Source organism: Aromatoleum sp. (assembly GCF_036675785.1).
Classification (GTDB): Bacteria; Pseudomonadota; Gammaproteobacteria; order Burkholderiales; family Rhodocyclaceae; genus Aromatoleum.
On sequence record NZ_JAKFEF010000054.1, the window covers coordinates 65780 to 87935 of the forward strand.

Below are 22156 nucleotides of genomic sequence, written 5' to 3' on the forward strand. Positions count from 1 at the left end.
ACGAGGTCCCGTCCATGCCCTGCTACGAGATCGACGGACTGCGACCCGTCGTCCATCCGACCGCCTTCGTGCACCCGGACGCGGTGCTGATCGGCGACGTGCACGTCGGCGCGCGCTGCTACGTCGCGCCGCTCGCGAGCCTGCGCGGCGACTTCGGCCGCATCGTGCTCGAGGCGGGCTCGAACCTCCAGGACAACTGCGTGATGCACGGCTTTCCGAACATCGACACCGTGGTCGGCGAGGATGGCCACATCGGCCACGCGGCGGTGCTGCACGGTTGCCGCATCGGGCGCAATGCGCTCGTCGGCATGAACGCGGTCGTCATGGACAACGCGATCGTCGGCGACTCCGCGGTCGTCGCCGCGTGCGCGTTCGTCAAGGCCGGCATGGACGTCCCGCCGCGGATGCTCGCCGCCGGGATGCCCGCGAAGCTCGTGCGCGAGCTGACCGCGCAGGAGCTCGAATGGAAAGTCGACGGCACGCGCTGCTATCACGAGCTGACGGTGCGCAGCCTCGCGACGCTCAAGCGCTGCGATCCGCTCGCCGAAGCCGAGGCGGACCGCCCGAGCTTCGATCTGCCCCCGGGCATCGTGCCGCTCGTCGACCTGAAACGGGGCACGTAAGCGCCCCGCTCCCGATGCGCCCCGCGACGCCGCGATGCCCGACCACGGAAACCTGACCGAACACCTGCCGCCCGCGGCGGATGCGGAAGCGTTCGAGACGCTGTTCGCGAATCCCGCAGTGCGCATCGAGCGCATCGTGTCGCACGGCCACGCGAGCGCGGAAGGCTTCTGGTACGACCAGCCGCACGACGAATGGGTCGTCATCGTGCAGGGCGAAGCCGTGCTCGCGTTCGCCGACGGCCGAAACCTCGCGCTGCGCAGCGGCGACTGGGTCGCGATTCCCGCCCGCTGCCGGCATCGCGTCGAGTCGACCGGGATGAACACCGTGTGGCTCGCGGTGCACGCGTCGCCGGCTTCAACAGGCGTGGAAGCGCGCCCCCGCTAGTAGCCGCGGCCGAGATCGATCTTGCCGCCCACGGCATGCCCGAGTTCCAGGCTGCGGATCCTCTCGGCGATCTGGCCGATGCTCGCGGCGACCGTCGTCCGCGCGGCGACGTGCGGCGTGACGTCGATGCGCGGGTCGCGCCAGAACGGATGGTCCGGCGGCAGCGGCTCGTCGCGGAACACGTCGAGCGACGCCCCGGAAAGCTGCCCGGCATCGAGTGCGGCGAGGAGGTCGGCCTCGACGAGATGGCCGCCGCGGGCGATGTTGACGACGCGGGCGCCGCGCGCGAGCCGGGCGAACAGGCGACGGTCGAGGATGCCTTCCGTTTCCGCCGTCAGCGGCAGCAGATTGACGACGACCTCGAGCCCCGCAAGGAAGTCGTCGAATTCGTGTTCGCCGGCGAAGCAGCGCACGCCTTCGACGCGCTTCACGCTGCGCGCCCAGCCGCGCACCGGAAAGCCGAGCGCGACGAGCGCCTGCGCCACCTCCGCACCGAGCGCGCCGAGACCCATCACGCCGACCGGGAAAACCGCGGCCTCGCGGGTCGGCAGTTGCGTCCAGCAGGCACGCTGCTGCTGGCGCGCGTATTCGTCGAAGGAGCGGAAGTGGCGCAATACCGCATACGCCGCGTAATGCACCATCTGCTCGCTCATCCCCGCGTCGTCGAGCTTGAACACCGGCACGTCCGGCGCCAGCATGTCGGGGTCGTCGCGCAGCAGCGCGAGCAGCGCATCGACGCCGGCGCCGAGATTGAAGACCGCTTTCAGTCCGTGCCGTCCACGAAGCAGCTCGGCCGGTGGTCGCCATACCAGCGCGTAGTCCGCCGGCGCGTCGTCGCCCGCCTGCCAGACGCGGAACCGCGCGTCGGGGAGGCGGCGGGCGAGTTCGTGGCGCCAGCGTTCGGCGTCTTCGCCGTGCATGTGGAAGAGAATGTCCATCTCCATCGTCTCCTGCGTTCCATTCCGTTCAGCTTAGCGGCAAACTGGCGCGCGGAACGGCCGCGGACGCGAGAGGCTCGCCCCGCCTCGCGGGCGGCGGGTTTTGCAGCGACCGCAGAAACAGCAATCGCGAGGCGACGTTGTTCGACCGGACGCGGCCGTTGCTCGCGGGCGCGCTCCGGCGGTCTTTGCGCAAGGCTGACGTCTCCACCCGGAAAAGCGCGAAGTTGACTCGAATCGATGAAAGACTGCTCGGACCATAGGATCGGCCGCCGCCGTCGCGCCGGCAGCGCGCCGACCGCCTTTCGTCTTGACGGCCTTGGGCGCGCGATCGTTCGCCTCGCCGCGGCGATGGTATTTGCGGCCGCTTCGCCCGCCGTGCCCGCCGAGCCCGCAACCGTCGCCGTCGACATCGGCCACACGCTCTCTGCTTCCGGCGCGCGAAGCGCCCGCGGCCGCACCGAGTTCGAGTTCAATCGCGACCTCGCGCTCCGGGTGCTCGCGGCGCTCGATCGCCTCGACGTGAAGACGCGCGTGATCAACCTCGACGGCCGGATCGGGTCGCTCGCGGCGCGACCGGCGCAGGTGACCGATGCGGATTTCTTCCTGTCGATCCATCACGACTCCGTCGGCGAGTCGGAACTGGACTTCTGGGAGTGGAACGGGCGGACCGAAAGCTACAACGACCGCTGGGCCGGCCATTCGCTGTTCGTGTCACGGCGCAACCCCGATCCCGAGCGCAGCGCACTGTGCGCGACGGCGATCGGCGCGCGGCTTCAGCGTGCGGGCTTCGAGCCAACCCACAAGAACAGCCGCCGCCGCGACTACGCCGACCGCCGGCACGCGGTCCACTACTACGACGATCTGGTCGTGCTGTACCGCGCGCTGCAGCCCGCGGTGCTGTTCGAAGCCGGCGTGATCAAGCACCGCGAGGAGGAACTGCTGCTGCGCGACGCGCGGCGGCAGGCGCTGATGGCAGGCGAAATCGCGACCGGCGTCGCCGCGTGCATGACGGCCGGGCGCTGAAGTCGCGACGAAGTGCGCACGATCCCGCGCCGCGAAGGCTCAGACGAGTCGCTGCCCGTGTTCCCGGGTCGCGTGGAAGCCGACCTTCGGCCACTTCTCCATCGTCACTTCTAGGTTGTAGCGGCTCGTCGCGAGATAGACCGGGTTGCCGTCGACGTCCTTGCCGACGCGGATCCCCTGCTCGCGCTCGAAGTTGCGGCGCGTGACCTCGTCGGGAAACGTCAGCCAGCGCGCGGTGTGGATGTCGGCCGATTCGAAGATCGCGTCGACCTTGTACTCGTCCTTCAGCCGCTGCGCGACGACTTCGAACTGCAGTTGGCCGACCGCGCCGAGCAGCATGTTGCCGCCTTCCTGCTCGAACACCTGGATCGCGCCTTCCTCGCCGAGCTCCTGCAGGCCTTTCTGCAATTGCTTGGACTTCAGCGGGTCGCGCAACCGCGCCGCGCTGAAGAGTTCCGGCGAAAAATACGGAATGCCCTTGTAGCCGAGCGCCTCGCCTTCGGTCAGCGTGTCGCCGATGTGCAGCTGGCCGTGGTTGTGGATGCCGATGATGTCGCCGGCGACGCCATCTTCCTTCAGCACGCGTTCGTTCGCCATGAAGGTCAGCGCGTTCGCGAGCTTCATCTCGCGCCCCATGCGCACGTGCCTGACCTTCATCCCCGAGCTGTAGCGCCCCGAGCAGATGCGGAAGAACGCGATGCGGTCGCGGTGCTTCGGGTCCATGTTCGCCTGGATCTTGAACACGAAGCCGGAGAACGGCGCCTCGGCCGGCATCACGAGGCGCTCGTCGTCCGCATTGACGCCGGCCGCATTGACCCCGGCCACGCGCGGCTGCGGCGGCGGCGCCCAGTCGAGCAGCGCCTGCAGGATCTCCTGCACGCCGAAGTTGTTGATGCCGGAGCCGAAGAACACCGGCGTCTGGCGGCCGGCGAGGAAATCGCCGAGCGAGAACGGGTGCGACGCGCCCTGGATCAGTTCGACGTCGTCGCGCAGCTTGCCGACTTCGAGCGGGAACAGCGCGTCGAGCTGTGCGTTCGCGACGCCCTTGATGACCTCGGCCTCGCTGCGCTTCTCCTCGCCCGGTGTGAAGCGCAGCACGCGGTCCTCGAGCAGGTGATAGACGCCGCGGAAAGTCTTGCCCATGCCGATCGGCCACGTGATCGGCGCGCAGTCGATCTTCAGCACCTCCTCGATCTCCGACAGCAGGTCGAAGGGGTCGCGCACCTCGCGGTCCATCTTGTTGACGAAGGTGATGATCGGCGTGTTGCGCAGGCGGCATACTTCGAGCAGCTTGATCGTCTGCGTCTCGACGCCCTTCGCCGCGTCGATCACCATCACCGCCGCGTCGACCGCGGTCAGCACGCGGTAAGTGTCCTCGGAGAAGTCCTGGTGGCCCGGCGTGTCGAGCAGGTTGATCGTGTGCCCGGCGTAGTCGAACTGCATCACCGAGCTGCTCACCGAGATGCCGCGCTGCTTCTCGACTTCCATCCAGTCGGAAGTCGCGTGCCGTGCGCTCTTCCGCGCCTTCACCGTGCCGGCGAGCTGGATCGCGCCGCCGAACAGCAGCAGCTTCTCGGTCAGCGTCGTCTTGCCCGCGTCGGGGTGGGAGATGATGCCGAAGGTGCGGCGGCGTTCGACGTCGCGCAGCAGTTCGGGCGGGAAAGGCGTGTCGGGGGAGGTGTCGGACATCGTCGGATCGCAAAAAAACAAAGCCGCCGAGCCGAGTGGCCGGGCGGGACAAGGCCAATTCTATCAAGTAATTAGGGACGGCCGCGGGAGAATCCCGCGCGGCCGCGGCAAGGGCGGGAAAATCTGCGATGATGCGGGCCGTCCGAAACCACACACCCCCATCATGCCGAAAGCCACGCCGACGCTGCGCCAGCGCAAGATTTTCGCCCTCACCCGCATCCTCGGCGGCCTCGTCGCGGCCGGCTATCTCGGCTACGTCGTCGTCGCGAACCTCGCCGCCGGCTTGCCGTTCGAAGGGACGCTGGTGTTCACCGCGCTGGTCGCGGCCGCGGGCTTGGGGTACGCGGCGTGGTACTTGCGCGACCTGTCCGCGGTCGCGCGCGAGGAACGCGAACAGGGGGGCGACGGCAAATAACCGGCGACCGCCGCGGCCGAGGGTGGCCGAGGGTGGCCGGCGGGCGCGCCGGGGACGACCCGGACGCGCCGCGCGGTCAGACGCGCTCGGCCGCCTTCTGCGGAATGTACGGCTCGTGCAGGTCGACCGGCTTCGCCGCGCGCTTGCGCATCCGGATGTTGAGCATCTCGACGATGACCGAGAACGCCATCGCGGAGTAAATGTAGCCCTTCGGCACGTGGTGGCCGAAACCTTCGGCAATCAGCACGACGCCGACGACCATCAGGAACGACAGCGCGAGCATCTTGACTGTCGGGTGGCGCGAGACGAACTCGCCGATCGGCGCCGACGCGACCATCATCAGGCCGACCGACGCGACGACCGCGGCGACCATCACCGCAAGGTTATTGACCATGCCGATCGCGGTGATGATCGAGTCGAGCGAGAACACCAGGTCGATCACGATGATCTGCATGATCACCGCGGCGAAGGTCGCCTTGACGGTCGACGACGCCTCGCCTTCCTCGCCTTCGAGCAGCTGGTGGATCTCGCCGGTGCTCTTCCACACGAGGAACAGGCCGCCGAGCAACAGGATGATGTCGCGGGCCGAAAACCCCTGGCCCATGATTTCGAACAGCGCCTTGTTCAGCCCGGCGAGCCACGCGAGGATCGACAGCAGCGCAAGTCGCATGAACATCGCGAGAAACAGGCCCAGTCGGCGGGCGAACGCGCGCCGCTCCGGCGGCAGCTTGTCGACGAGGATCGAGATGAAGATGATGTTGTCGATGCCGAGCACGAGCTCGAGCGCGGTCAAGGTCAGGAAGGCGACGATCAGTTGCGGGTCGGTCAGGAGTTCGAGCATGGTGTCAGCGAGAAATGAGGGTCCGCCTATATAACATGGCCCCTTTAAAAACCGAACCGCGGGGCCCTTCCGGGCACCCGCGGTCGATTAACCCCACGCGGCAGTTCAGCGTCTGCGCTTGCCGACCTGGTCGCCGATCACGCCGCCGACCGCCGCGCCCCCGACGGTGCCGAGCACCCCGCCATCGGTCGCGACCGCTCCCGCGGCGCCGCCGACCCCGGCGCCGATCACGGTACTTTTTTCTCGCGACGACATGCCGTCCCACGTTGCGCAACCGCCGGCCGCGACGGCCAGCACGAGACCGGAAATACAAGTCCTGATGTTCATGATGACCTCCTCGCCCGCCGGGAGCGACCGCGTGAACGCGAACATCCGGGGGCTCATAAGTCCGACGTCCGCGAGGAACGTGATGTTCCATACCGACGCGGCGACTGGTTACGAGATTTGTCGGGGCGCGGGGCCGGGAGAAACGCCGTGCACCTTCAGCCGCGCACGGCGGATCCCGATCCCGGCGGCCCTGCACGACATCGCCGCTTACAACGCGACCCGGCGAACCGCCGCGCGAAGGCCTACGGCAAGCGCCCGGAAAGCCGCGGCGACGGCAAGGCGACTGCGCCGTCGGTGCCGTATACCGGCACCGGCGGGAAATAACCCGTTCGGCGTAGTGAACGGTTATCCTTCGCGGCGTTTTCCAGTACCGGCCTTCACGGGAAGGTCTTCTCCGATGAACTTTCGCCCGATCCGCAGCTTCGGCGGCCTGCTCGCCGCGTTCGCCGCGTCCTGCGCGGCAGCAATGAGCGGCGAACTGCCGTATCTCGAAGATCTGCCGCAGGTGCTGACCGCGTCGCGCCTGCCGCAGCCGCTGCACGAAGCGCCCGGCGCGGTGACGGTCATCGATCGCGAAATGATCCTCGCGACCGGCTACCGCGACCTCGCCCGCGTGTTCCGGCTCGTCCCCGGGATGCAGGTCGGGCAGGAACGCGGCCATGCGCAGTGGGTGACCTATCACGGCCTGTCGAACGACAATCCGACCGAGATGCAGGTCTTGATCGACGGCCGCTCGGTGATCACGGCGAGCGCATTCGGCGGCGTTGACTGGAGCGCGCTGCCGCTGACGCTCGACGAGATCGACCGCATCGAGATCGTCCGGGGCACCAACGCCAGCAGCTTCGGCGCGAACGCGTTTCTCGGCGTCATCAACATCATCACGCGCCACAGCGCCGACGGCGCGCGGGGGAGCGGCCTCGTGCGGGCGGGCAGCCGCGGCGTGCGTGACGCGGCGGCCGGCTGGAGCGGCGGCGAAGATCGCCTGTCGTTGCGGGTCGGCGCGGAAAGCCAGCGCGACGACGGTTTCGACGACCTGCACGACCGCCGCCGCGTCGCCAAGGCGACCGTGCGCGGCGACTGGCAGCCGTCGCCGCAGGACTCGCTGCTGCTGCGCGCGGCCGCGGCGACGGGACGGCGCGGCGAAGGGTATGCGGATTCGATCTTCGGAAACAACGCGCCGCGCGACACCGACACCGACGCCCATACGGTGCACCTGCAATGGCGGCGCAGCCCGGACGCGGGCGACGAGTGGCGGGTGAACTACTACCGCAATCACGAACGCATCACCGACGAATGGGCCGCGAGCGCGCCTCCGCTCTTTCCGATGGTGCCGCTCGATCGCAACCGCGAAAGCGAGCGTGACGATCTCGAACTGCAGCACCGCAGCACGCCGTCGCCGACACTGCAACTCGTATGGGGCGCCGAAGCGCGGCGCGACCGCGTCGACTCGCCCTTCCTGTTCTTCTCCGGCAACCCGGATCCGCAATACCTCTACCGCCTGTTCGGCAACGTCGAATGGCGCGTGCTCGCGCCGCTGACGCTGAACCTCGGCAGCGCGCACGAAAAATACTCGGGCGAACCCGGCCGTTTCAGCCCGCGCGCGTTCGCGAACTGGCAGGCGACGCCGGACGACACGCTGCGCCTCGGCCATTCGCGCGCGTGGCGGCAGCGCATTCCGTTCGAGCTCTTCGGCGACGTGCGAGCCTCGGACCCCGCAAGCGGCGCGACCCTCGTGCGGCCCTTCCTGCCGAACCCGGACTTGCGCCAGACGCGCGTCGACGCGCTCGAACTCGGCTATCTCGGGCGCTTCGAAACCTGGAACACGACGCTCGACGTACGGGCCTTCAACGAACGCATCCGCGACTTCATCGTGCGTGTGCCGCAACCGGACCCGGATCCGGCGCCGCTGCTGTCCGGTTTCCTCGGATCGACCCGCTACGAGAATCTCGACCGGCCGATCACGTTGCGCGGCATCGAGTACCAGCTCGTCACCCGACCGCGCTCCGGCACCGAATGGCGCGTCGCGCACAGCCTGATCGACCGCCGCGCCGGCGAGCAGGACATCGATGACCGCAGCGCGCCCTACACCGCCAGCGTCAGCTGGCTGCAGGACTACGGCCGCGGCTGGACGAGCATGCTGAGCGTCCTGCGCATCGGCCCGCTCGCCGGCGGCGACGGCTACGTCCCCCGCTTCCGCTACGTCGCGCAGCCGTATACGACCGTCGATGCGAGCATCCGCTACGCGACGCGCCTGCGCGGCAACCCGCTGACCTTCGCCGTCACCGCCCTGAACCTGGGCGACGAGCATCAGGAGATCGCCGACCGCACCGAGCAGGCGCTGCCGGCGCACCGGGAGCATCCGGCGAACTTCGCGACGCACGCGGTGTACTTCACCGCGTCGGTCGCGCTCGAGTGATGGCCCACTTCCTGCACCCGCATCCGCTCGCCTCCGCGCCGGCCTGGCGCGTGCTCGCGTCGCTCCGGGAGGCGGCGGACGGGCTCGCGGTCCGCTACCGGATCGAAGGTGGGCTTGCCGGCCTGCGCATTCCCGCGCCGCAACCGCCCGCGCCGAAAGACGGGCTGTGGGCGCATACCTGCTTCGAACTCTTCGTCGGCGACGCGGGCTCCGCGCGCTACCGAGAATTCAACTTCTCGCCGTCGGGCGAATGGGCCGCCTATGACTTCCGCGGCTACCGCGAGCGCGATGCCGGGTACGAGCTTCCCGCCGACGTCGAACCGCCGCGCATCGCGACCGGATCCGGCGCGGCGTGGCTCGAAGTCGAAGCCTTCGTTCCGTCCCGACGCTTGCCGCCGGTCGCGACCGCCGCGCTGCGGCTCGGCCTGACCGCCGTCGTCGAGACCGTCGACGGCAGACTTTCGTACTGGGCGCTGCACCACCCCGGCGCACGTCCGGATTTTCACGACCGCGACGGTTTCGTGCTGGCGCCCGGCCACGAAGCCTTTCGCCTTTCGGCCGCGAGGAAACCATGACCGCCCCGATCCAGTTCGGCCTCGACCGCCTGCTCGAAGACGCCGCGCTGCGCCGCCCGCTCGCCGGGCGTCGCGTCGCGCTGCTCGCCCACCCGGCCTCCGTGACCCGCGCCCTCGTCCATTCGCTCGACGCGCTCGCGGCGCTGCCGGACCTGCGGCTCGCCGCCGCGTTCGGCCCGCAGCACGGACTGCGCGGCGACAAGCAGGACAACATGGTCGAGTCGCCGGACTACGCCGATCCGCAACACCGCATCCCGGTGTTCAGCCTGTACGGCGACGTGCGCCGGCCGACCGACGCGATGATGGACAGCTTCGACGTGCTGCTCGTCGACCTCCAGGACCTCGGCTGCCGCATCTACACCTTCATCACGACGCTGCGCTACGTGCTCGAAGCCGCCGCGGCGCACGGCAAAGCGGTGTGGGTGCTCGACCGCCCGAACCCGGTCGGACGACCGGTCGAAGGACTGCGCCTGCAGTCGAGCTGGGAAAGCTTCGTCGGCGCCGGGCCGCTGCCGATGCGCCACGGTCTGACGATGGGCGAGCTCGCACGCTGGTTCATCGCGACGCTGAAGCTCGACGTCGACTGCGACGTCGTCGCGATGCAAGGCTGGGCACCGGAGGCCGCGCCGGGCTACGGCTGGCCGCTCGGCGAGCGCAGCTGGATCAACCCGAGCCCGAACGCACCGAACCTGTCGATGGCGCGCGCATACGCCGGCACGGTGATGCTCGAAGGCACGACGCTGTCCGAAGGCCGCGGCACGACGCGCCCGCTCGAACTCTTCGGCGCGCCGGACCTCGACGCGCGCGCGCTGCTTGCCGCGATGCGCGCGCTCGCGCCCGACTGGCTCGGCGGCTGCGTGCTGCGCGAGTGCTGGTTCGAACCGACGTTCCACAAGCACGCCGGCAAGCTGTGCAGCGGCCTGCAGATCCACGTCGAGGACCCGGCGCATTACGGCCACGACGCGTTTCGGCCGTGGCGGCTGCAGGCGCTCGCGTTCAAGGCGCTGCGCCTCTTGCGGCCCGACTACCCGCTGTGGCGCGACTTCGCGTACGAATACGAGCACGACCGCCTCGCGATCGACCTGATCAACGGCAGCGAGCTGCTGCGCGAATGGGTCGACGACCCGGTGGCGAGCCCGGCCGATCTCGACGCGCTCGCGCGACCCGACGAAGCGGCCTGGCTGCAGGAGCGCGAGCCTTTCCTGCTGTATCGCTGACCCCTTCGTCCCGCCGCCTGCCGGCGGCCGGAAAGCGCGCCGACTCGGGATACGGCGCGCAACGCCCGTTCGACCCGGCCGGCATCGTTACGGGTTATTGCGGCGATAACGGAAAGGCCTACAATCGGCGCCGAACTCTACCCGATGCGGCTCGCCACGGATAGCGAAACGCCGGCGTCCGCGACGAATCGCGCTACCGGGGAAATACCGGCGTTCACGCGACGAGTGCCATCGGCCATCGGCAGCTGCTGACTCTTCCCCCGACGGCGGTGCGGTCGTTTCCGCCGGCGATCCCTTCGATCGACGCGACAGGAGCAAACGCGATGAAAGACGCCCTCCGCATCTTCGCCTGCAACTCGAATCGCTCCCTCGCCGAGGAGATCTGCGAGCGGCTCGGCATGCAGCTCAGCCCGCTCCACATCTCGCGCTTCTCGAACGACAACCTGCGCGTGCAGGTTCTCGACAATGTGCGCGAGCGCGACGTGTTTGTGATCCAGTCCTTCACCGAGCCGGTCAGCGAGCACATCCTGGAGCTGCTGATCACGCTCGATGCGCTGAGGAGCGCGTCGGCGCGGCGCGTCACCGCGGTGATTCCGTACTACTCGTACGCGCGTTCCGACAAGAAGGACGCGCCGCGGATCTCGATCACCGGCCGGCTGATCGCCGACATGCTCGCGACCGCCGGCGCGAACCGCGTGCTGACGATGGACCTGCACGCCGACCAGGTGCATGGCTTCTTCAGCATCCCGGTCGACCACCTCACCGCGATCCCGACGATCGCCGAACATTTCCGGCAGAACCACGACCTGTCGCGGATGGTCGCGGTCGCGACCGACGCCGGCGGCGCGAAACGTGTCGGGCGCTTTTCGGAGCGCCTCGGCATCCCGATGGCGATCATCGACAAGCGGCGCGTCAGCGACACGGACGTCAAGCAGGGCCGCGTCGTCGGCGAAGTCGCCGGGCGCGACGCGGTGATCTTCGAGGACGAGATCTCGACCGGCGGCACGCTGCTCGCGACGATCGACACGCTGCGCGAAGCCGGCGTGCGCTCGATCCACGCCGGCGCGGCACACGCGGTGCTCTGCGGGCCGGCGATCGACCGGCTGCGCGACGCGCCGATCGAATCGATCGTCGTCACGAACACCGTCCATATGCCGCCCGGCAAGCACCTGCCGAAGATCACGCAGCTCACCGTCGCCCCGCTGTTCGCCGCCGCGATCGAGCGCATCCACACGGGCGAGAGCGTCGGAGCGCTGTTCGAATAAAAAGGAAATAGGGAGAAATAGGGGACCGGCCACGATTTCCTGCACGAACTCGTGGTCTGCCCCTCATTCCCCCCGGCCGTCTGTTCCCTATTTCCGCCGTTCCCTGTTTCCCTCGGGCACCCCAAGCTGGGTAAGAAGGCGTAAGCGGCCCGCCTGTCCCACCCGCCCGGTCACAGCAGCGGCGCCAGCCACCGCGCCGCCTCGTCGACGGTCGTCCCGGTGCGCGCCGCCCAGTCCTCGAGCTGGTCGCGGCCGATCTTCGGTATCGCGAAATAGCGCGCGTCGGGATGCGCGAGGTAGAAGCCGCTGACGGCCGCCGCCGGCGCCATCGCGAACGACTCGGTCAGCATCATGCCGGCGTTGTGCGGGGCGTCGAGGAGTTCAAAGAGCGCGCCCTTCGCGGTGTGATCGGGGCACGCCGGATAGCCCGGCGCGGGACGGATGCCGCGGTAGGCCTCGCCGATCAGCGCGTCGTTGTCGAGCGCCTCGTCCGCCGCGTAGCCCCAGTATTCCTTCCGCACCCGCGCGTGCAGCCACTCCGCGCAGGCTTCGGCGAGGCGGTCGGCGAGGCTCTTCAGCATGATCGCGCGGTAGTCGTCGTGCGCGGCCGCGAACTCGGCGAGCTTCTTCTCGATGCCGAGGCCGGCGGTGACCGCGAACGCGCCGGCGTAGTCGGCGACGCCCGAGTCCTTCGGCGCGACGAAGTCCGCGAGGCAATAGTGCGGCTTGCCGCTCGGCCGCTCGTGCTGCTGGCGCAGGCCGTGCCAGACCATCAGCGCCGCCGAGCGCGTCTCGTCGCCGTAGAACGCGATGTCGTCGCCGAGGCTGTTCGCCGGGAAGAGGCCGAACACCGCGCGCGCCTCGAGCCAGCCTTCGGCGATCACGCGATCGAGCATCGCCTTCGCGTCATGGAAGACGTTGCGCGCGGCTTCGCCGACGACTTCGTCGTCGAGGATCTTCGGGTAGCGGCCCGCGAGGTCCCAGGTCTGGAAGAACGGGCCCCAGTCGATGAACGGGACGAGATCGGCGAGCGGCACGTCGAGCGCGTGCACGCCGAGAACATTCGGTTTCGGCGGCACATACGGCCGGTACCCGGCCTGGTGGCTGTTGCTGCACACGGCCACGGGAGCGGCGGCCCAGTCGGTGCGGAACGCGTTCGCGCGCGCCGCCGCCAGGCTCACGAGCTGCACGCCCTTCTTGTTCGCGTGCTGCGCGCGGATCTTGTCGTAATCGGCGGCGAGCTGCGTCTTGAAATCCTCGGCACCGCCTTCGGACAGCAGCGCGGTGACGACGCCGACCGCGCGCGACGCGTCCGGCACGTAGACCACCGGGCCGGTGTAGTGCGGCGCGATCTTGATCGCGGTGTGCGCGCGACTCGTCGTCGCGCCCCCGATCAAGAGCGGCAGCGGCGCCTCGTCGGCGAAGCCCTGGCGCTGCATTTCGGCCGCGACGTGGCTCATCTCCTCGAGCGACGGCGTGATCAGTCCGGACAGACCGATCGCCTGCGCGCCGTGCTCGCGCGCGGCGTTCAGGATCTTCTCGGCCGGCACCATCACGCCGAGGTCGATGACTTCGTAGCCGTTGCAGCCGAGCACGACGCCGACGATGTTCTTGCCGATGTCGTGCACGTCGCCCTTCACCGTCGCGACGACGATGCGGCCTTTCGACGTCGCGCCGGTGCGCAGCTTCTCGGCCTCGATGAACGGGATCAGGTGCGCGACCGCCTGCTTCATCACGCGCGCGGACTTGACGACCTGCGGCAGGAACATCTTGCCGGCACCGAAGAGGTCGCCGACGACGTTCATGCCGGCCATCAGCGGCCCTTCGATGACCGCGAGCGGCGGCCGGCCTTCGGCTTCGAGCTTCGCGCGCACTTCCTCGGTGTCGGCGACGACGAAATCGGTGATGCCTTTCACGAGCGCGTGCGACAGCCGCTCCTCGACCGGCAGCGCACGCCACGCGAGGTCCGGCCCGGTGTTCTTCGCCTTGCCTTCCTTGACGCTCTGCGCGAATTCGACCAGTGCCTCGCCCGCGCCGCCGGGGTTGGCCACGGCGCGGTTCAGCACGACGTCCTCGACCTTGTCGCGCAATGCCGGCTCGAGCTCGTCATAGACGCCGAGCTGGCCCGCGTTGACGATGCCCATCGACAGGCCCGCCCGGATCGCGTGGTACAGGAACACCGTGTGGATCGCCTCGCGCACCGGATCGTTGCCGCGGAAGCTGAACGAGACGTTCGACACACCGCCGGACGTCTTGGCAAAAGGCAGGTTCTCCTTGATCCAGGCGACCGCGTTGATGAAGTCGACGGCGTAGTTGTCGTGCTCCTCGATGCCGGTCGCGATCGCGAAGATGTTCGGGTCGAAGATGATGTCCTCGGGCGGAAAGCCGACGCCGGTCAGCAGCTCGTACGCGCGCTTGCAGATTCCGGTCTTGCGCTCGAACGTATCGGCCTGGCCCTGCTCGTCGAACGCCATCACGATCACCGCTGCCCCGTACTGCCGGCACAGCCGCGCCTGGCGCAGGAATTCGGCCTCGCCCTCCTTCATCGAGATCGAGTTGACGACGCCCTTGCCCTGGATGCACTTCAGGCCCGCCTCGATGACGCTCCACTTCGACGAGTCGAGCATGATCGGCACGCGAGAGATGTCCGGCTCGGACGCGATGAGCTTGCAGAAACGCTCCATCGCGGCGAGCGAATCGAGCATCGCCTCGTCCATGTTGATGTCGATGACCTGGGCGCCATTGTCGACCTGCTGGCGCGCGACCGCGAGCGCGTCGTCGAAGCGGCCCTCGAGGATCATGCGCGCGAAGGCCTTGGAACCGGTGACGTTGGTGCGTTCGCCGACGTTGACGAACAGGCTGTCGGCGCCGACGTTGAAGGGTTCGAGGCCGGACAGGCGCAGCTTCTTCTCGACGTCCGGCACTTGGCGCGGCGCGACGTCCGCGACCGCTGCCGCGATCGCCGCGATATGCGCCGGCGTCGTGCCGCAGCAGCCGCCGACAATGTTCACGAGGCCCGCTTCCGCCCACTCGCGGATCGCCGCCGCGAGCGCCTCGGGCGTCTCGTCGTAGCCGGTCGGCGACAGCGGGTTCGGCAGGCCGGCGTTCGGGTGCGCGGACACGCGGGTGTCGCAGACGTGCGCGAGATCCTCGACGTACTGGCGCAGCTCCTTCGCGCCGAGCGCGCAGTTCAGTCCGAACGAGATCGGCCGCGCATGCGCAAGCGAGTTCCAGAACGCTTCCGCGGTCTGGCCCGACAAGGTACGGCCGGACGCGTCGGTGATCGTGCCCGAGACCATCACCGGCACGCGTCGGCCCAGCTCGCCGAACAGCTTCTCGATCGCGAACACCGCCGCCTTCGCGTTCAGCGTGTCGAAGATCGTCTCGATCAACAGCAGGTCCGCGCCGCCTTCGAGCAGGCCGCGCGCCGACTCGAAATAGTCGTCGACGAGCGCGTCGAACGTGACGTTGCGGAAACCCGGATCGTTCACGTCCGGCGAGATCGACAGCGTGCGCGACGTCGGCCCGAGCACGCCCGCGCAGTAACGCGGCTTCGCCGGATTTTTCGCGGTGTATTCGTCGCACAGCTCGCGCACGAGACGGGCGCCTTCGACGTTGATCTCGTACGCGAGCTCGGCGAGCCCGTACTCGGCCTGCGACACCCGCGTGCCGTTGAAGGTGTTCGTCTCGATGATGTCCGCGCCGGCGTCGAGGTAGGCGCGGTGGATGCCGGCGACGACGTCGGGGCGCGTCAGCACGAGCAGGTCGTTGTTGCCCTTGAGGTCCTTCGGATGGGACTTGAAGCGCTCGCCACGGTAGTCCGACTCGCCGAGCTTGTGCTGCTGGATCATCGTTCCCATCGCGCCGTCGAGGATCAGGATGCGGCGGGCGAGAAGGTCGCGGAGTTCTTGGCTGCGGTCGGCTTGCATGGTCTACCTCGGTCGTTCGGTTCAGGCACCGGAGGAGGCCGCAAGCGCGCGCAAAAGCAAACGGCGCGGCAAACCCCGGTGGTGGTTTGCGAGCGCCGTTGTTCGGTTGCCGAGCCTGGCCCGGGCAATCCACGGGTCGCAGCGCTCCTCGGCAAGACGGCGATTCTAGGGAATCCGCACCGGCGTGCCAAGGCGAAAGACTTGCGCAGCGCGGCGCGCGATCCGCCTTGCAAGGGCTTCGCGACGTCTTCGGCATGAGCGCGCCGCAAACGCGAGCACCCGCTCATCGCGTTTGACATATGTCGTCGTCCTATTGAAAATGCCGCCTCCTAACCCCGCGCGCATTCTTCATGGGATCTTCAATCCTTGCCGACCTGCGGACCCTGGGCGCCGCGATCTTCCGCCACGATCGCCGGCTGCTCAAATTGCGCCTCGCCGAATCCGCCAGCCTCGATCCCGACCTCCTGCTGCCACTGACGATTCGCGGCGAAGAACGGCTCTCGGCGTGCTTCCGTTACGAACTCGACTGTCTCAGTCCCGACGCGTCCGTCGAACTGAAGTGCCTTTTCGGCCAGCCGATCGAGATCGCGCTACGGCTCGCCGACGGCGGGGAACGCCTTCTGACCGGTCTCGTGACCGAGGCCCGCGCGCTCGGCGCGGACGGCGGTTTCGCCCGCTACCGGTTCAAAGTCGAACCCGCGCTCGCCGCCCTCGCGCATCGCAACAACAGCCGCGTGTTCAGCGACAAGAGCGCGCCGGAGATCGTCGCGTCGATCCTCGACGAGCATCTCACGGCCAACGCCGTGCTTGCAGCGAGCTTCAACTACGAGCTCCGCCTCGACCAAAGCTACCCGAAGCGGTCGTACTGCGTGCAATACCGCGAGAGCGATCTCGCATTCATCGAGCGGCTCCTCTTCGAGGAAGGCATCGTCTACCGCCATGTCCACGGCCCCGACAGCGGCACCTCGGTGCAGGGCGGGGTCGGGAGCGAGATCCCCCTGCATACGCTCGTGCTGTTCGACGCGGGTTACGCGCCCCCACAAGGTCACGCCGCCGCGATCCGCTTCCACCGCACCGATGGCACGGAAAGCGACGACGCGATCGACCGCTGGGAGGGCAGGCGGCAGCTCGCGGCCGGCCGGTCGAGCCTATCCTCCTACGATTACAAGACCGTCGACATCTACCGGGGCGCGCAGGAACAGCGCATTCGGCACGGCGAGGCCGGGGTCGATCTCACCCGCACGCTCGAAAGCTACGATCCGCAGGGCCCGTACTACGGGCGAAACAACGACGAAATCGGGCGCTACGCCGACCTGCGGCAGCAGGCGCGGGATCTGGCGAACAAGACGTTTTCCGGCGCCGGAAGCGCGCGAGCGCTCGAGGTCGGCACCTGGTTCGAGCTGCAGGACCATTCGGCGCACGACCAGGACGAGGTCGAGGACCGGCAATTTCTCGTCACGGGCCTGACTTTCGAGGCGCACAACAACCTGCTGCCGGAGGAACGCGAGCGACTGCACACCGCGGCGGGCGCGGATGGCGTCACGGTTGAGAACGCTCCGTACCGCAACACGTTCACCGCCGTGCGCCGCCACATCCCGGTCGTGCCGGCGTACGAGGACACGCGGCACCAGAAACCGACCGCCCCCGTCGCGACGACCGCCGTCGTCGTCGGCCCGGACGGTGAAGATATCTTCACCGACGAGCACGGGCGCATCAAGGTGCAGTTTCACTGGCAACGCAAACAGGACCATCCCGCCGGCGGCGCGGATTTCGACGACCGCTCCTCGACATGGGTGCGGGTCGCGCTGCCGAGCGCGGGAGCCGGGTGGGGTTCACAATACATTCCGCGAGTGGGCCAGGAGTGCGTCGTCACGTTCCTCGAAGGCGACATCGACCGCCCGCTCGTCACCGGCGTCCTCTACAACGGCACCCATCGCCCGCCCGCCTTTTCCGGGGCAGGCGAACTGCCCGCGAACAAGACGCTGTCGGGGCACAAATCCAAGGAACACAAGGGCCGGCGCTTCAACGAACTGCTCTTCGACGACACGACGGGCGAGATCCGCGCGAAGCTGTCGTCCGAACACGGCAAGACCCAGCTCAACCAGGGATACCTGGTGCACCCGCGCAGCGACGGGCGCGGTGCGCCGCGCGGCGAAGGATTCGAGCTGCGCACCGACGAGGCCGGCGCGCTGCGTGCGGCCAAGGGCCTGCTACTGACCGCCTGGCAACGCCTCGACGCCGCCGGCTCGCAGCTTTCGCGCGACGAAACGCTGTCGCTGATGGAAACCTGCCTCGATCTGTTCAAGCAGTTCGGGGCGTATGGAGCCGAGCACCAGGCCCTGCCGGTCGACGCGGCGCCCCAGGCGCAACTCAAGGACGCCTTCCGCAACTGGGAACACGGCAGCAACACCGCGTCCGGCGCAACACCAGCGGGCGGCGCGGCGGTGATCGGAGTCAGCGCGCCGGCCGGATTGTCCTTTACGACGCCGGAATCGTCATTGAGCTATGCCGGCAAGAACCTCGATCAGGTCGCCCAGCAGCACCTGCAGCTCACCGCGGGACAGCGCTTCAGTCTGAACGCCGGCCGCGGCATTTCGCTCTTCTCGCACGCGGACGGTCTCAAGGCGATCGCGCATCACGACAAGCTGCAGCTGCACAGCCAGCATGGCGACACCGAGATCGCCGCGAGCGACAACATCAAGCTGACCGCGAGCCGCGGCAAGACGATCGCCTTCGCGCACGACGAGATTCTGCTCGCCGTCGAAGGCGGCGCGGGCCTGCGGCTCAAGGGCGCGAACATCGAATTGATCTGCCCGGGCCGCTTCAGCGTGAAAGCCGCGACCCACAGCTTCGAGGGGGCGGGATCGATCGGCACCGACCTGCCGCGCTTCGCGGAGGGCGAACTCGGCCGCAAGTTCCGGCTGCTCCGCCCGACCGACGGCGGCCCGCTCGGCAACCTCCCTTACCGGATCACTCTCGCCGACGGCAGCCTCCGCGAAGGCACGACGAACGCCGCCGGCGAAACCGAGCTGCTCGAGAGCGACCGCTTCGACATCGCCCGCGTCGAATTCGGCTTGCCGCCCGAGGCCTGAACACCATGACCTTCTTCCGATCGATTGCCCAGGCCGAGGCGCTGCTGCAGCCAGCGAAGGACTGCCACGAGGCGACCGCGCCGCTCGCGCTGCCCGGCGTCATCATCCTGGTGCACGGCGTCAACTCCGACGGCGAGTGGTTCGACGCGACCGAGCGGGGCCTGTGCGCCGGCCTCAATACGCGGCTCGGACGGCGCGACGAGCAGATGCACACGAAGGGCGTCCCCGGCGGTCAGCTCACGCCGGCGACTTACGCACGCGAGCTGACCGATAGCGGCTTTGTGGACCCGGATCGCGATAGCCGGCGCTTCATCACCGACAGGCCGCACCATTCGCCGGTGATCCGCTTCCGCTGGGGCTACAAGGCGCACCGCGACGATCTCTCCGACTTCGGTCCCAACGTCTGGCTCAACGAGCACAACTACTGGGGCGGCGGGCCGTTCGCGAACGGCTGCACGGCACTCGCCGACCTGTGGAGCGACGGCCTCGACGACCGCCTGTTCCTGTGGCTCACCGCCCAGCACCTGAATCCGGAGCCCGGCCGCGACGTCTACGGCTGCCCGCCGCGGCACTACTACGCGTTCGCCGCCTGGCGGCTCACGGAGCTCGTTCGGCGCATCCGCGAGAAGCAGGCCGACGTGCCGATCACGCTCGTTTGCCACAGCCAGGGCAACATGATCGGCCTCGCGGCGGCCTTCTATGGCGCGCGAATCGGCGAGGTGACCGACGGCCATGGCAAACGCGCCCCCGCGATCGCCGACAACTACGTGCTCGCGAATGCGCCCTACAGCCTCGTCGAGGCCCTGGGCATGGACAACTGGGCGCAACGGAAGACCACGAACGCCCACGGCCAGAGCGGGCGGCAGACCGGAGAGGCGCGCCGCAGGACGCTTGCGAACTTCTTCGCGCTGATCCGGGCGCGCCAAGGATCCGATCAGCCGGCCGACGACGTCGAGCGCTGGGTCGGCAACGGCTCGCCCCGCGATGGCAGCCCCGCCTACCGGTTCCCGCAGGACGAAGGCGCGAGGAAAGGGTACGTGACGCTCTACTGCAATCCGCACGATCGCGTGATCTCCGGGCAGACCATCCAGGGGATCGGCTGGCGCGGGATGTCGGCGGCCGAAATCGAGGCGACCGGCGCCGCGGGCGTGCTGGGGCAGCGCGTGTGGGCGCAGGGACACGAAGTCGGGAACAGCGGCTATTCCTATTCCTACGTCAAAGCCGGCCAGAGCTTCTGGCATCCGGAGCCGCACGCAGCCCGATTCGATCTCGTGCGCGGGCTCGAAGCCGGAGAGAGCGCGGTCGCGAAATTCTTCACGACGCTGACCGCCCCTGCCGTCTGGGCCGTCTTGCGCGTCGCCGGCGCCTTGGGGCGCTCCAAGATCAACGCGGACCCGGAGGCGAACTGGGAGATCCCGATCACCGCGCCGGCGCTGAAGACGAAGCACGTGCCGCAGGCCGAACGCCTCGGCCGGCCGACCGCGTTCGACCAGGATCGGGATCCGGAGCGCGACCTCTTGCACGCCAAGGGCGAGGCCACGCCATCCAACTCTGACGACCCGTACGAGCCGTTCCGCGCGAGTCCGGCAGCCGACGCCCCACGCAGCGACGAGCACACCGAAGCCCGGCTGCGCTACGAGCATCGCGCGCGCCTGCGCATGAAGGACCGGCGCCGCGGTGGCGACGCCGCGGCCTCGGACCTGCCCGACGAGCAGGCCGCCCCGGAGTGGGTGGCGTGGTCGCGCGAACAGATCACGAGCTTTCTGAAGGAGAGCATCGACCAGCATGCGACCGACCACAGCACGATCATGACCTGCGCGGCGAATATCGAAAAAGTGCTCGCCTGGGATGTCCCGGTCGGCGTGAGCCGGCTCACGGCCGAGGACTGGCATGAGTTGCGGGTCGCGGCGGACTGGCAACTGTGGCGCGACCTCGAACAGGGCCACCCGCACAGACGGTTCGGGGTCTATTTCGACACCGGACGATGGCAGCACGGCGAAACGCTCGAGCCGCTGCACGAGCATCCACAGTTCAAGGCGAATCACGACCCCTCGGCCCTGCCGCCGGGCATCGTCGATGAACGTGAGAACCGGCCGGGCTTGCATCCGGGAGCGTTGCTGTGAGCCGCCGTCGAATCCTCGCATTGGGCGTCGTGCTGGCCGCGGCGCTCGTCGCAGCGGCCTGGCTCCTCTGGCCCCACACCGACGCCCCATCCGCTTCGCCCACCGCCTTTTTCGACTTCGGAGACCCGTCAATGAACTGGATCAAATGGAGCGCACTGCTACTGATTGGCGCGCTCGCCGGCAGCATCGCGTGGGCCTTCGACGCCCAACTCGAACGGCAGCAGCAGGCGCGGGCGGCCGACGCCGCGCGGGCCCGGCAGCAGCAGACCGACGCCACACGCCAGCGCTTCGCCGCCCAGGTCGTCGGACTGCAGTGGCTCAACCCGTTGCAACGCCGCGACTACCCGACCGAATGGCAGGCGCTGTGGACCCTCGGCCTCGCCAAACCCAACGCGGATGACGACATCGTTCCGAGAAATCCAGCCAAATATTCCAAAGTCGGCCCGGTCAGCGGTCTCGCATTCAACACACGCGGCAAACAAACTTTCGAGGGCTATTACGAGGACTATATCTGCGGCACATTCCGCAAGCTCTGGGAGCGCTACTTCATGAGCCCACACTACTTCTACTCAGTCGCGCAAGGTCGGAAGCCGCGGCGCGACGTCGCCGGCATCCGCGTCGAGCTGAGCCTGCCCCACGAGCTCGCGGCCGACGAGAGCGCATACTTCGCTCGCAGGCAAATTGTCTGGTACTTCGGCACCGACGACCCGAAGTTTTCCCCCAGCGGCACGCCCCCTGACGTGCGCGTGCATCAGGGCGGCCCCGCAGCCGGCTTCGCGTCGCTCGAAGCCGCACTCGACTATCTCGAAACCCACCCCAACGAGACCGTCTGGGTGGTCGCGTTCGATGCGCCGTCGTTTCCAAAGGATGAGCAGCTCAACGAGACCGGCGCGCTGCTCGTGCTCGCACATCCCGACTACGAAACCGGGCGCGAGCCGCTCGCGTGGATCCACCGCGCGAGCCGCGTGCCGGTGGGCGACGCCGGTGCGGCGGCCGCATGGCGCGGGGCGTTCGCCGATGCGGCGAAGCGCGGCGGCCTGGAACCGGCCGCCCTCGGCTACGTGATCCACGACGCCGGCCAGGGCAGCGCCGAGGCGAGCCGACGCCTCGGACCGCTCGCCCAGGCGATGACCGAGACGCTCCCCGCCAAGCCGTTTCTCGAGCACAGCTTCGACACTGCAGCACTGCTCGGCGAGCTTCGCGCCGGCACCGCCGCGACCAACCTCGTCCTCGCGATCGCCTACGCCCATCACCGCAACGTCCCCGTCGTCGTCGCCGCCACCCGCGAGACGTTC

The 22156-nt window shown here is 68.6% G+C and carries 16 protein-coding genes and 1 riboswitch; of the genes, 11 read left to right on the forward strand and 5 right to left on the reverse strand.

All coding sequences use genetic code 11. The features are described 5' to 3' along the window. Window positions 1-14: 14 nt before the first annotated feature. Window positions 15-623, forward strand: coding sequence for a phenylacetic acid degradation protein PaaY (gene paaY, locus V6M37_RS11860; protein WP_332673517.1), 609 nt, complete (start codon window positions 15-17; stop codon window positions 621-623). Between the two features lie 34 nt (window positions 624-657). Then, window positions 658-1008 (forward strand): cupin domain-containing protein, encoded by a 351-nt coding sequence (locus tag V6M37_RS11865; protein WP_332673518.1) that lies wholly within the window; start codon window positions 658-660, stop codon window positions 1006-1008. On the opposite strand, the gene V6M37_RS11870 is transcribed toward V6M37_RS11865, so the two are convergent. After that, window positions 1005-1946, reverse strand: a complete 942-nt coding sequence (locus V6M37_RS11870) for a 2-hydroxyacid dehydrogenase (RefSeq protein WP_332673520.1) — start codon at window positions 1944-1946, stop codon at window positions 1005-1007. The genes V6M37_RS11865 and V6M37_RS11870 overlap by 4 nt on opposite strands. A gap of 351 nt (window positions 1947-2297) precedes the next feature. Between V6M37_RS11870 and V6M37_RS11875 the strand changes: the two genes are divergently transcribed. Continuing rightward, complete coding sequence (locus V6M37_RS11875) at window positions 2298-2972, forward strand: N-acetylmuramoyl-L-alanine amidase (RefSeq protein WP_332673547.1); 675 nt, start codon at window positions 2298-2300, stop codon at window positions 2970-2972. A gap of 39 nt (window positions 2973-3011) precedes the next feature. Here the strand turns inward: V6M37_RS11875 and V6M37_RS11880 are convergent, their stop codons facing one another. Continuing rightward, window positions 3012-4661: a peptide chain release factor 3 gene (locus V6M37_RS11880; RefSeq protein ID WP_332673521.1), complete on the reverse strand. Its 1650-nt coding sequence runs from the start codon at window positions 4659-4661 to the stop codon at window positions 3012-3014. A gap of 163 nt (window positions 4662-4824) precedes the next feature. Between V6M37_RS11880 and V6M37_RS11885 the strand changes: the two genes are divergently transcribed. Beyond that, window positions 4825-5076: a hypothetical protein gene (locus V6M37_RS11885; RefSeq protein ID WP_332673523.1), complete on the forward strand. Its 252-nt coding sequence runs from the start codon at window positions 4825-4827 to the stop codon at window positions 5074-5076. Window positions 5077-5152: 76 nt separating this feature from the next. Here V6M37_RS11885 and V6M37_RS11890 read toward each other — a convergent pair whose 3' ends face one another. Then, window positions 5153-5917: a TerC family protein gene (locus tag V6M37_RS11890; protein WP_332673525.1), complete on the reverse strand. Its 765-nt coding sequence runs from the start codon at window positions 5915-5917 to the stop codon at window positions 5153-5155. A 105-nt stretch (window positions 5918-6022) separates the two neighbouring features. Then, the gene (locus V6M37_RS11895) at window positions 6023-6244 is read right to left on the reverse strand and encodes a glycine zipper 2TM domain-containing protein (RefSeq protein WP_332673527.1); all 222 of its coding nucleotides are present in this window, start codon (window positions 6242-6244) and stop codon (window positions 6023-6025) included. A 397-nt stretch (window positions 6245-6641) separates the two neighbouring features. On the opposite strand from V6M37_RS11895, the gene V6M37_RS11900 reads away from it, so the two are divergent. The 4 genes from V6M37_RS11900 (at window position 6642) to V6M37_RS11915 (ending at window position 11717) form a co-directional block, all read left to right on the forward strand. Next, window positions 6642-8660, forward strand: coding sequence for a TonB-dependent receptor plug domain-containing protein (locus tag V6M37_RS11900; protein WP_332673528.1), 2019 nt, complete (start codon window positions 6642-6644; stop codon window positions 8658-8660). Then, entirely contained in the window at window positions 8660-9235 is a 576-nt protein-coding gene (locus V6M37_RS11905; RefSeq protein ID WP_332673530.1) for a DOMON-like domain-containing protein, read from the forward strand. The genes V6M37_RS11900 and V6M37_RS11905 overlap by 1 nt, the downstream gene beginning before the upstream one ends. Continuing rightward, window positions 9232-10452 carry an exo-beta-N-acetylmuramidase NamZ family protein gene (locus V6M37_RS11910; RefSeq protein ID WP_332673533.1) on the forward strand — a complete coding sequence of 407 codons (1221 nt, stop codon included), beginning with the start codon at window positions 9232-9234 and terminating at the stop codon, window positions 10450-10452. Before V6M37_RS11905 ends, V6M37_RS11910 begins: the two co-directional genes overlap by 4 nt. A gap of 323 nt (window positions 10453-10775) precedes the next feature. After that, a complete protein-coding gene (locus V6M37_RS11915) occupies window positions 10776-11717 on the forward strand; it encodes a ribose-phosphate diphosphokinase (protein WP_332673535.1) in 942 nt (313 codons plus the stop codon). Between the two features lie 170 nt (window positions 11718-11887). On the opposite strand, the gene metH is transcribed toward V6M37_RS11915, so the two are convergent. Continuing rightward, the gene (gene metH, locus V6M37_RS11920) at window positions 11888-15646 is read right to left on the reverse strand and encodes a methionine synthase (RefSeq protein ID WP_332673537.1); all 3759 of its coding nucleotides are present in this window, start codon (window positions 15644-15646) and stop codon (window positions 11888-11890) included. 83 nt (window positions 15647-15729) lie between these two features. Beyond that, window positions 15730-15802: riboswitch (S-adenosyl-L-homocysteine riboswitch) on the reverse strand. Between the two features lie 194 nt (window positions 15803-15996). On the opposite strand from metH, the gene V6M37_RS11925 reads away from it, so the two are divergent. The 3 genes from V6M37_RS11925 to V6M37_RS11935 form a co-directional block, all read left to right on the forward strand. Next, a complete protein-coding gene (locus tag V6M37_RS11925) occupies window positions 15997-18738 on the forward strand; it encodes a type VI secretion system Vgr family protein (protein ID WP_332673539.1) in 2742 nt (913 codons plus the stop codon). A gap of 5 nt (window positions 18739-18743) precedes the next feature. Next, complete coding sequence (locus tag V6M37_RS11930) at window positions 18744-20861, forward strand: T6SS effector phospholipase Tle3 domain-containing protein (RefSeq protein WP_332673540.1); 2118 nt, start codon at window positions 18744-18746, stop codon at window positions 20859-20861. Between the two features lie 131 nt (window positions 20862-20992). Next, window positions 20993-22156 (forward strand): hypothetical protein (locus tag V6M37_RS11935; protein ID WP_332673541.1); only part of this gene is annotated, 1164 nt, incomplete at its 3' end.

What these genes read in the sequence shown, in the direction of transcription:
- V6M37_RS11880 (WP_332673521.1), bottom strand. Translation starts at nt 4,661, where the DNA reads ATGTCCGACACCTCCCCCGACACGCCTTTCCCGCCCGAACTGCTGCGC.
- V6M37_RS11925 (WP_332673539.1), top strand. Translation starts at nt 15,997, where the DNA reads ATGGGATCTTCAATCCTTGCCGACCTGCGGACCCTGGGCGCCGCGATC.
- V6M37_RS11865 (WP_332673518.1), top strand. Translation starts at nt 658, where the DNA reads ATGCCCGACCACGGAAACCTGACCGAACACCTGCCGCCCGCGGCGGAT.
- V6M37_RS11870 (WP_332673520.1), bottom strand. Translation starts at nt 1,946, where the DNA reads ATGGACATTCTCTTCCACATGCACGGCGAAGACGCCGAACGCTGGCGC.
- V6M37_RS11915 (WP_332673535.1), top strand. Translation starts at nt 10,776, where the DNA reads ATGAAAGACGCCCTCCGCATCTTCGCCTGCAACTCGAATCGCTCCCTC.
- V6M37_RS11875 (WP_332673547.1), top strand. Translation starts at nt 2,298, where the DNA reads ATGGTATTTGCGGCCGCTTCGCCCGCCGTGCCCGCCGAGCCCGCAACC.
- V6M37_RS11890 (WP_332673525.1), bottom strand. Translation starts at nt 5,917, where the DNA reads ATGCTCGAACTCCTGACCGACCCGCAACTGATCGTCGCCTTCCTGACC.
- paaY (WP_332673517.1), top strand. Translation starts at nt 15, where the DNA reads ATGCCCTGCTACGAGATCGACGGACTGCGACCCGTCGTCCATCCGACC.
- V6M37_RS11910 (WP_332673533.1), top strand. Translation starts at nt 9,232, where the DNA reads ATGACCGCCCCGATCCAGTTCGGCCTCGACCGCCTGCTCGAAGACGCC.
- V6M37_RS11930 (WP_332673540.1), top strand. Translation starts at nt 18,744, where the DNA reads ATGACCTTCTTCCGATCGATTGCCCAGGCCGAGGCGCTGCTGCAGCCA.
- metH (WP_332673537.1), bottom strand. Translation starts at nt 15,646, where the DNA reads ATGCAAGCCGACCGCAGCCAAGAACTCCGCGACCTTCTCGCCCGCCGC.
- V6M37_RS11900 (WP_332673528.1), top strand. Translation starts at nt 6,642, where the DNA reads ATGAACTTTCGCCCGATCCGCAGCTTCGGCGGCCTGCTCGCCGCGTTC.
- V6M37_RS11895 (WP_332673527.1), bottom strand. Translation starts at nt 6,244, where the DNA reads ATGAACATCAGGACTTGTATTTCCGGTCTCGTGCTGGCCGTCGCGGCC.
- V6M37_RS11905 (WP_332673530.1), top strand. Translation starts at nt 8,660, where the DNA reads ATGGCCCACTTCCTGCACCCGCATCCGCTCGCCTCCGCGCCGGCCTGG.
- V6M37_RS11885 (WP_332673523.1), top strand. Translation starts at nt 4,825, where the DNA reads ATGCCGAAAGCCACGCCGACGCTGCGCCAGCGCAAGATTTTCGCCCTC.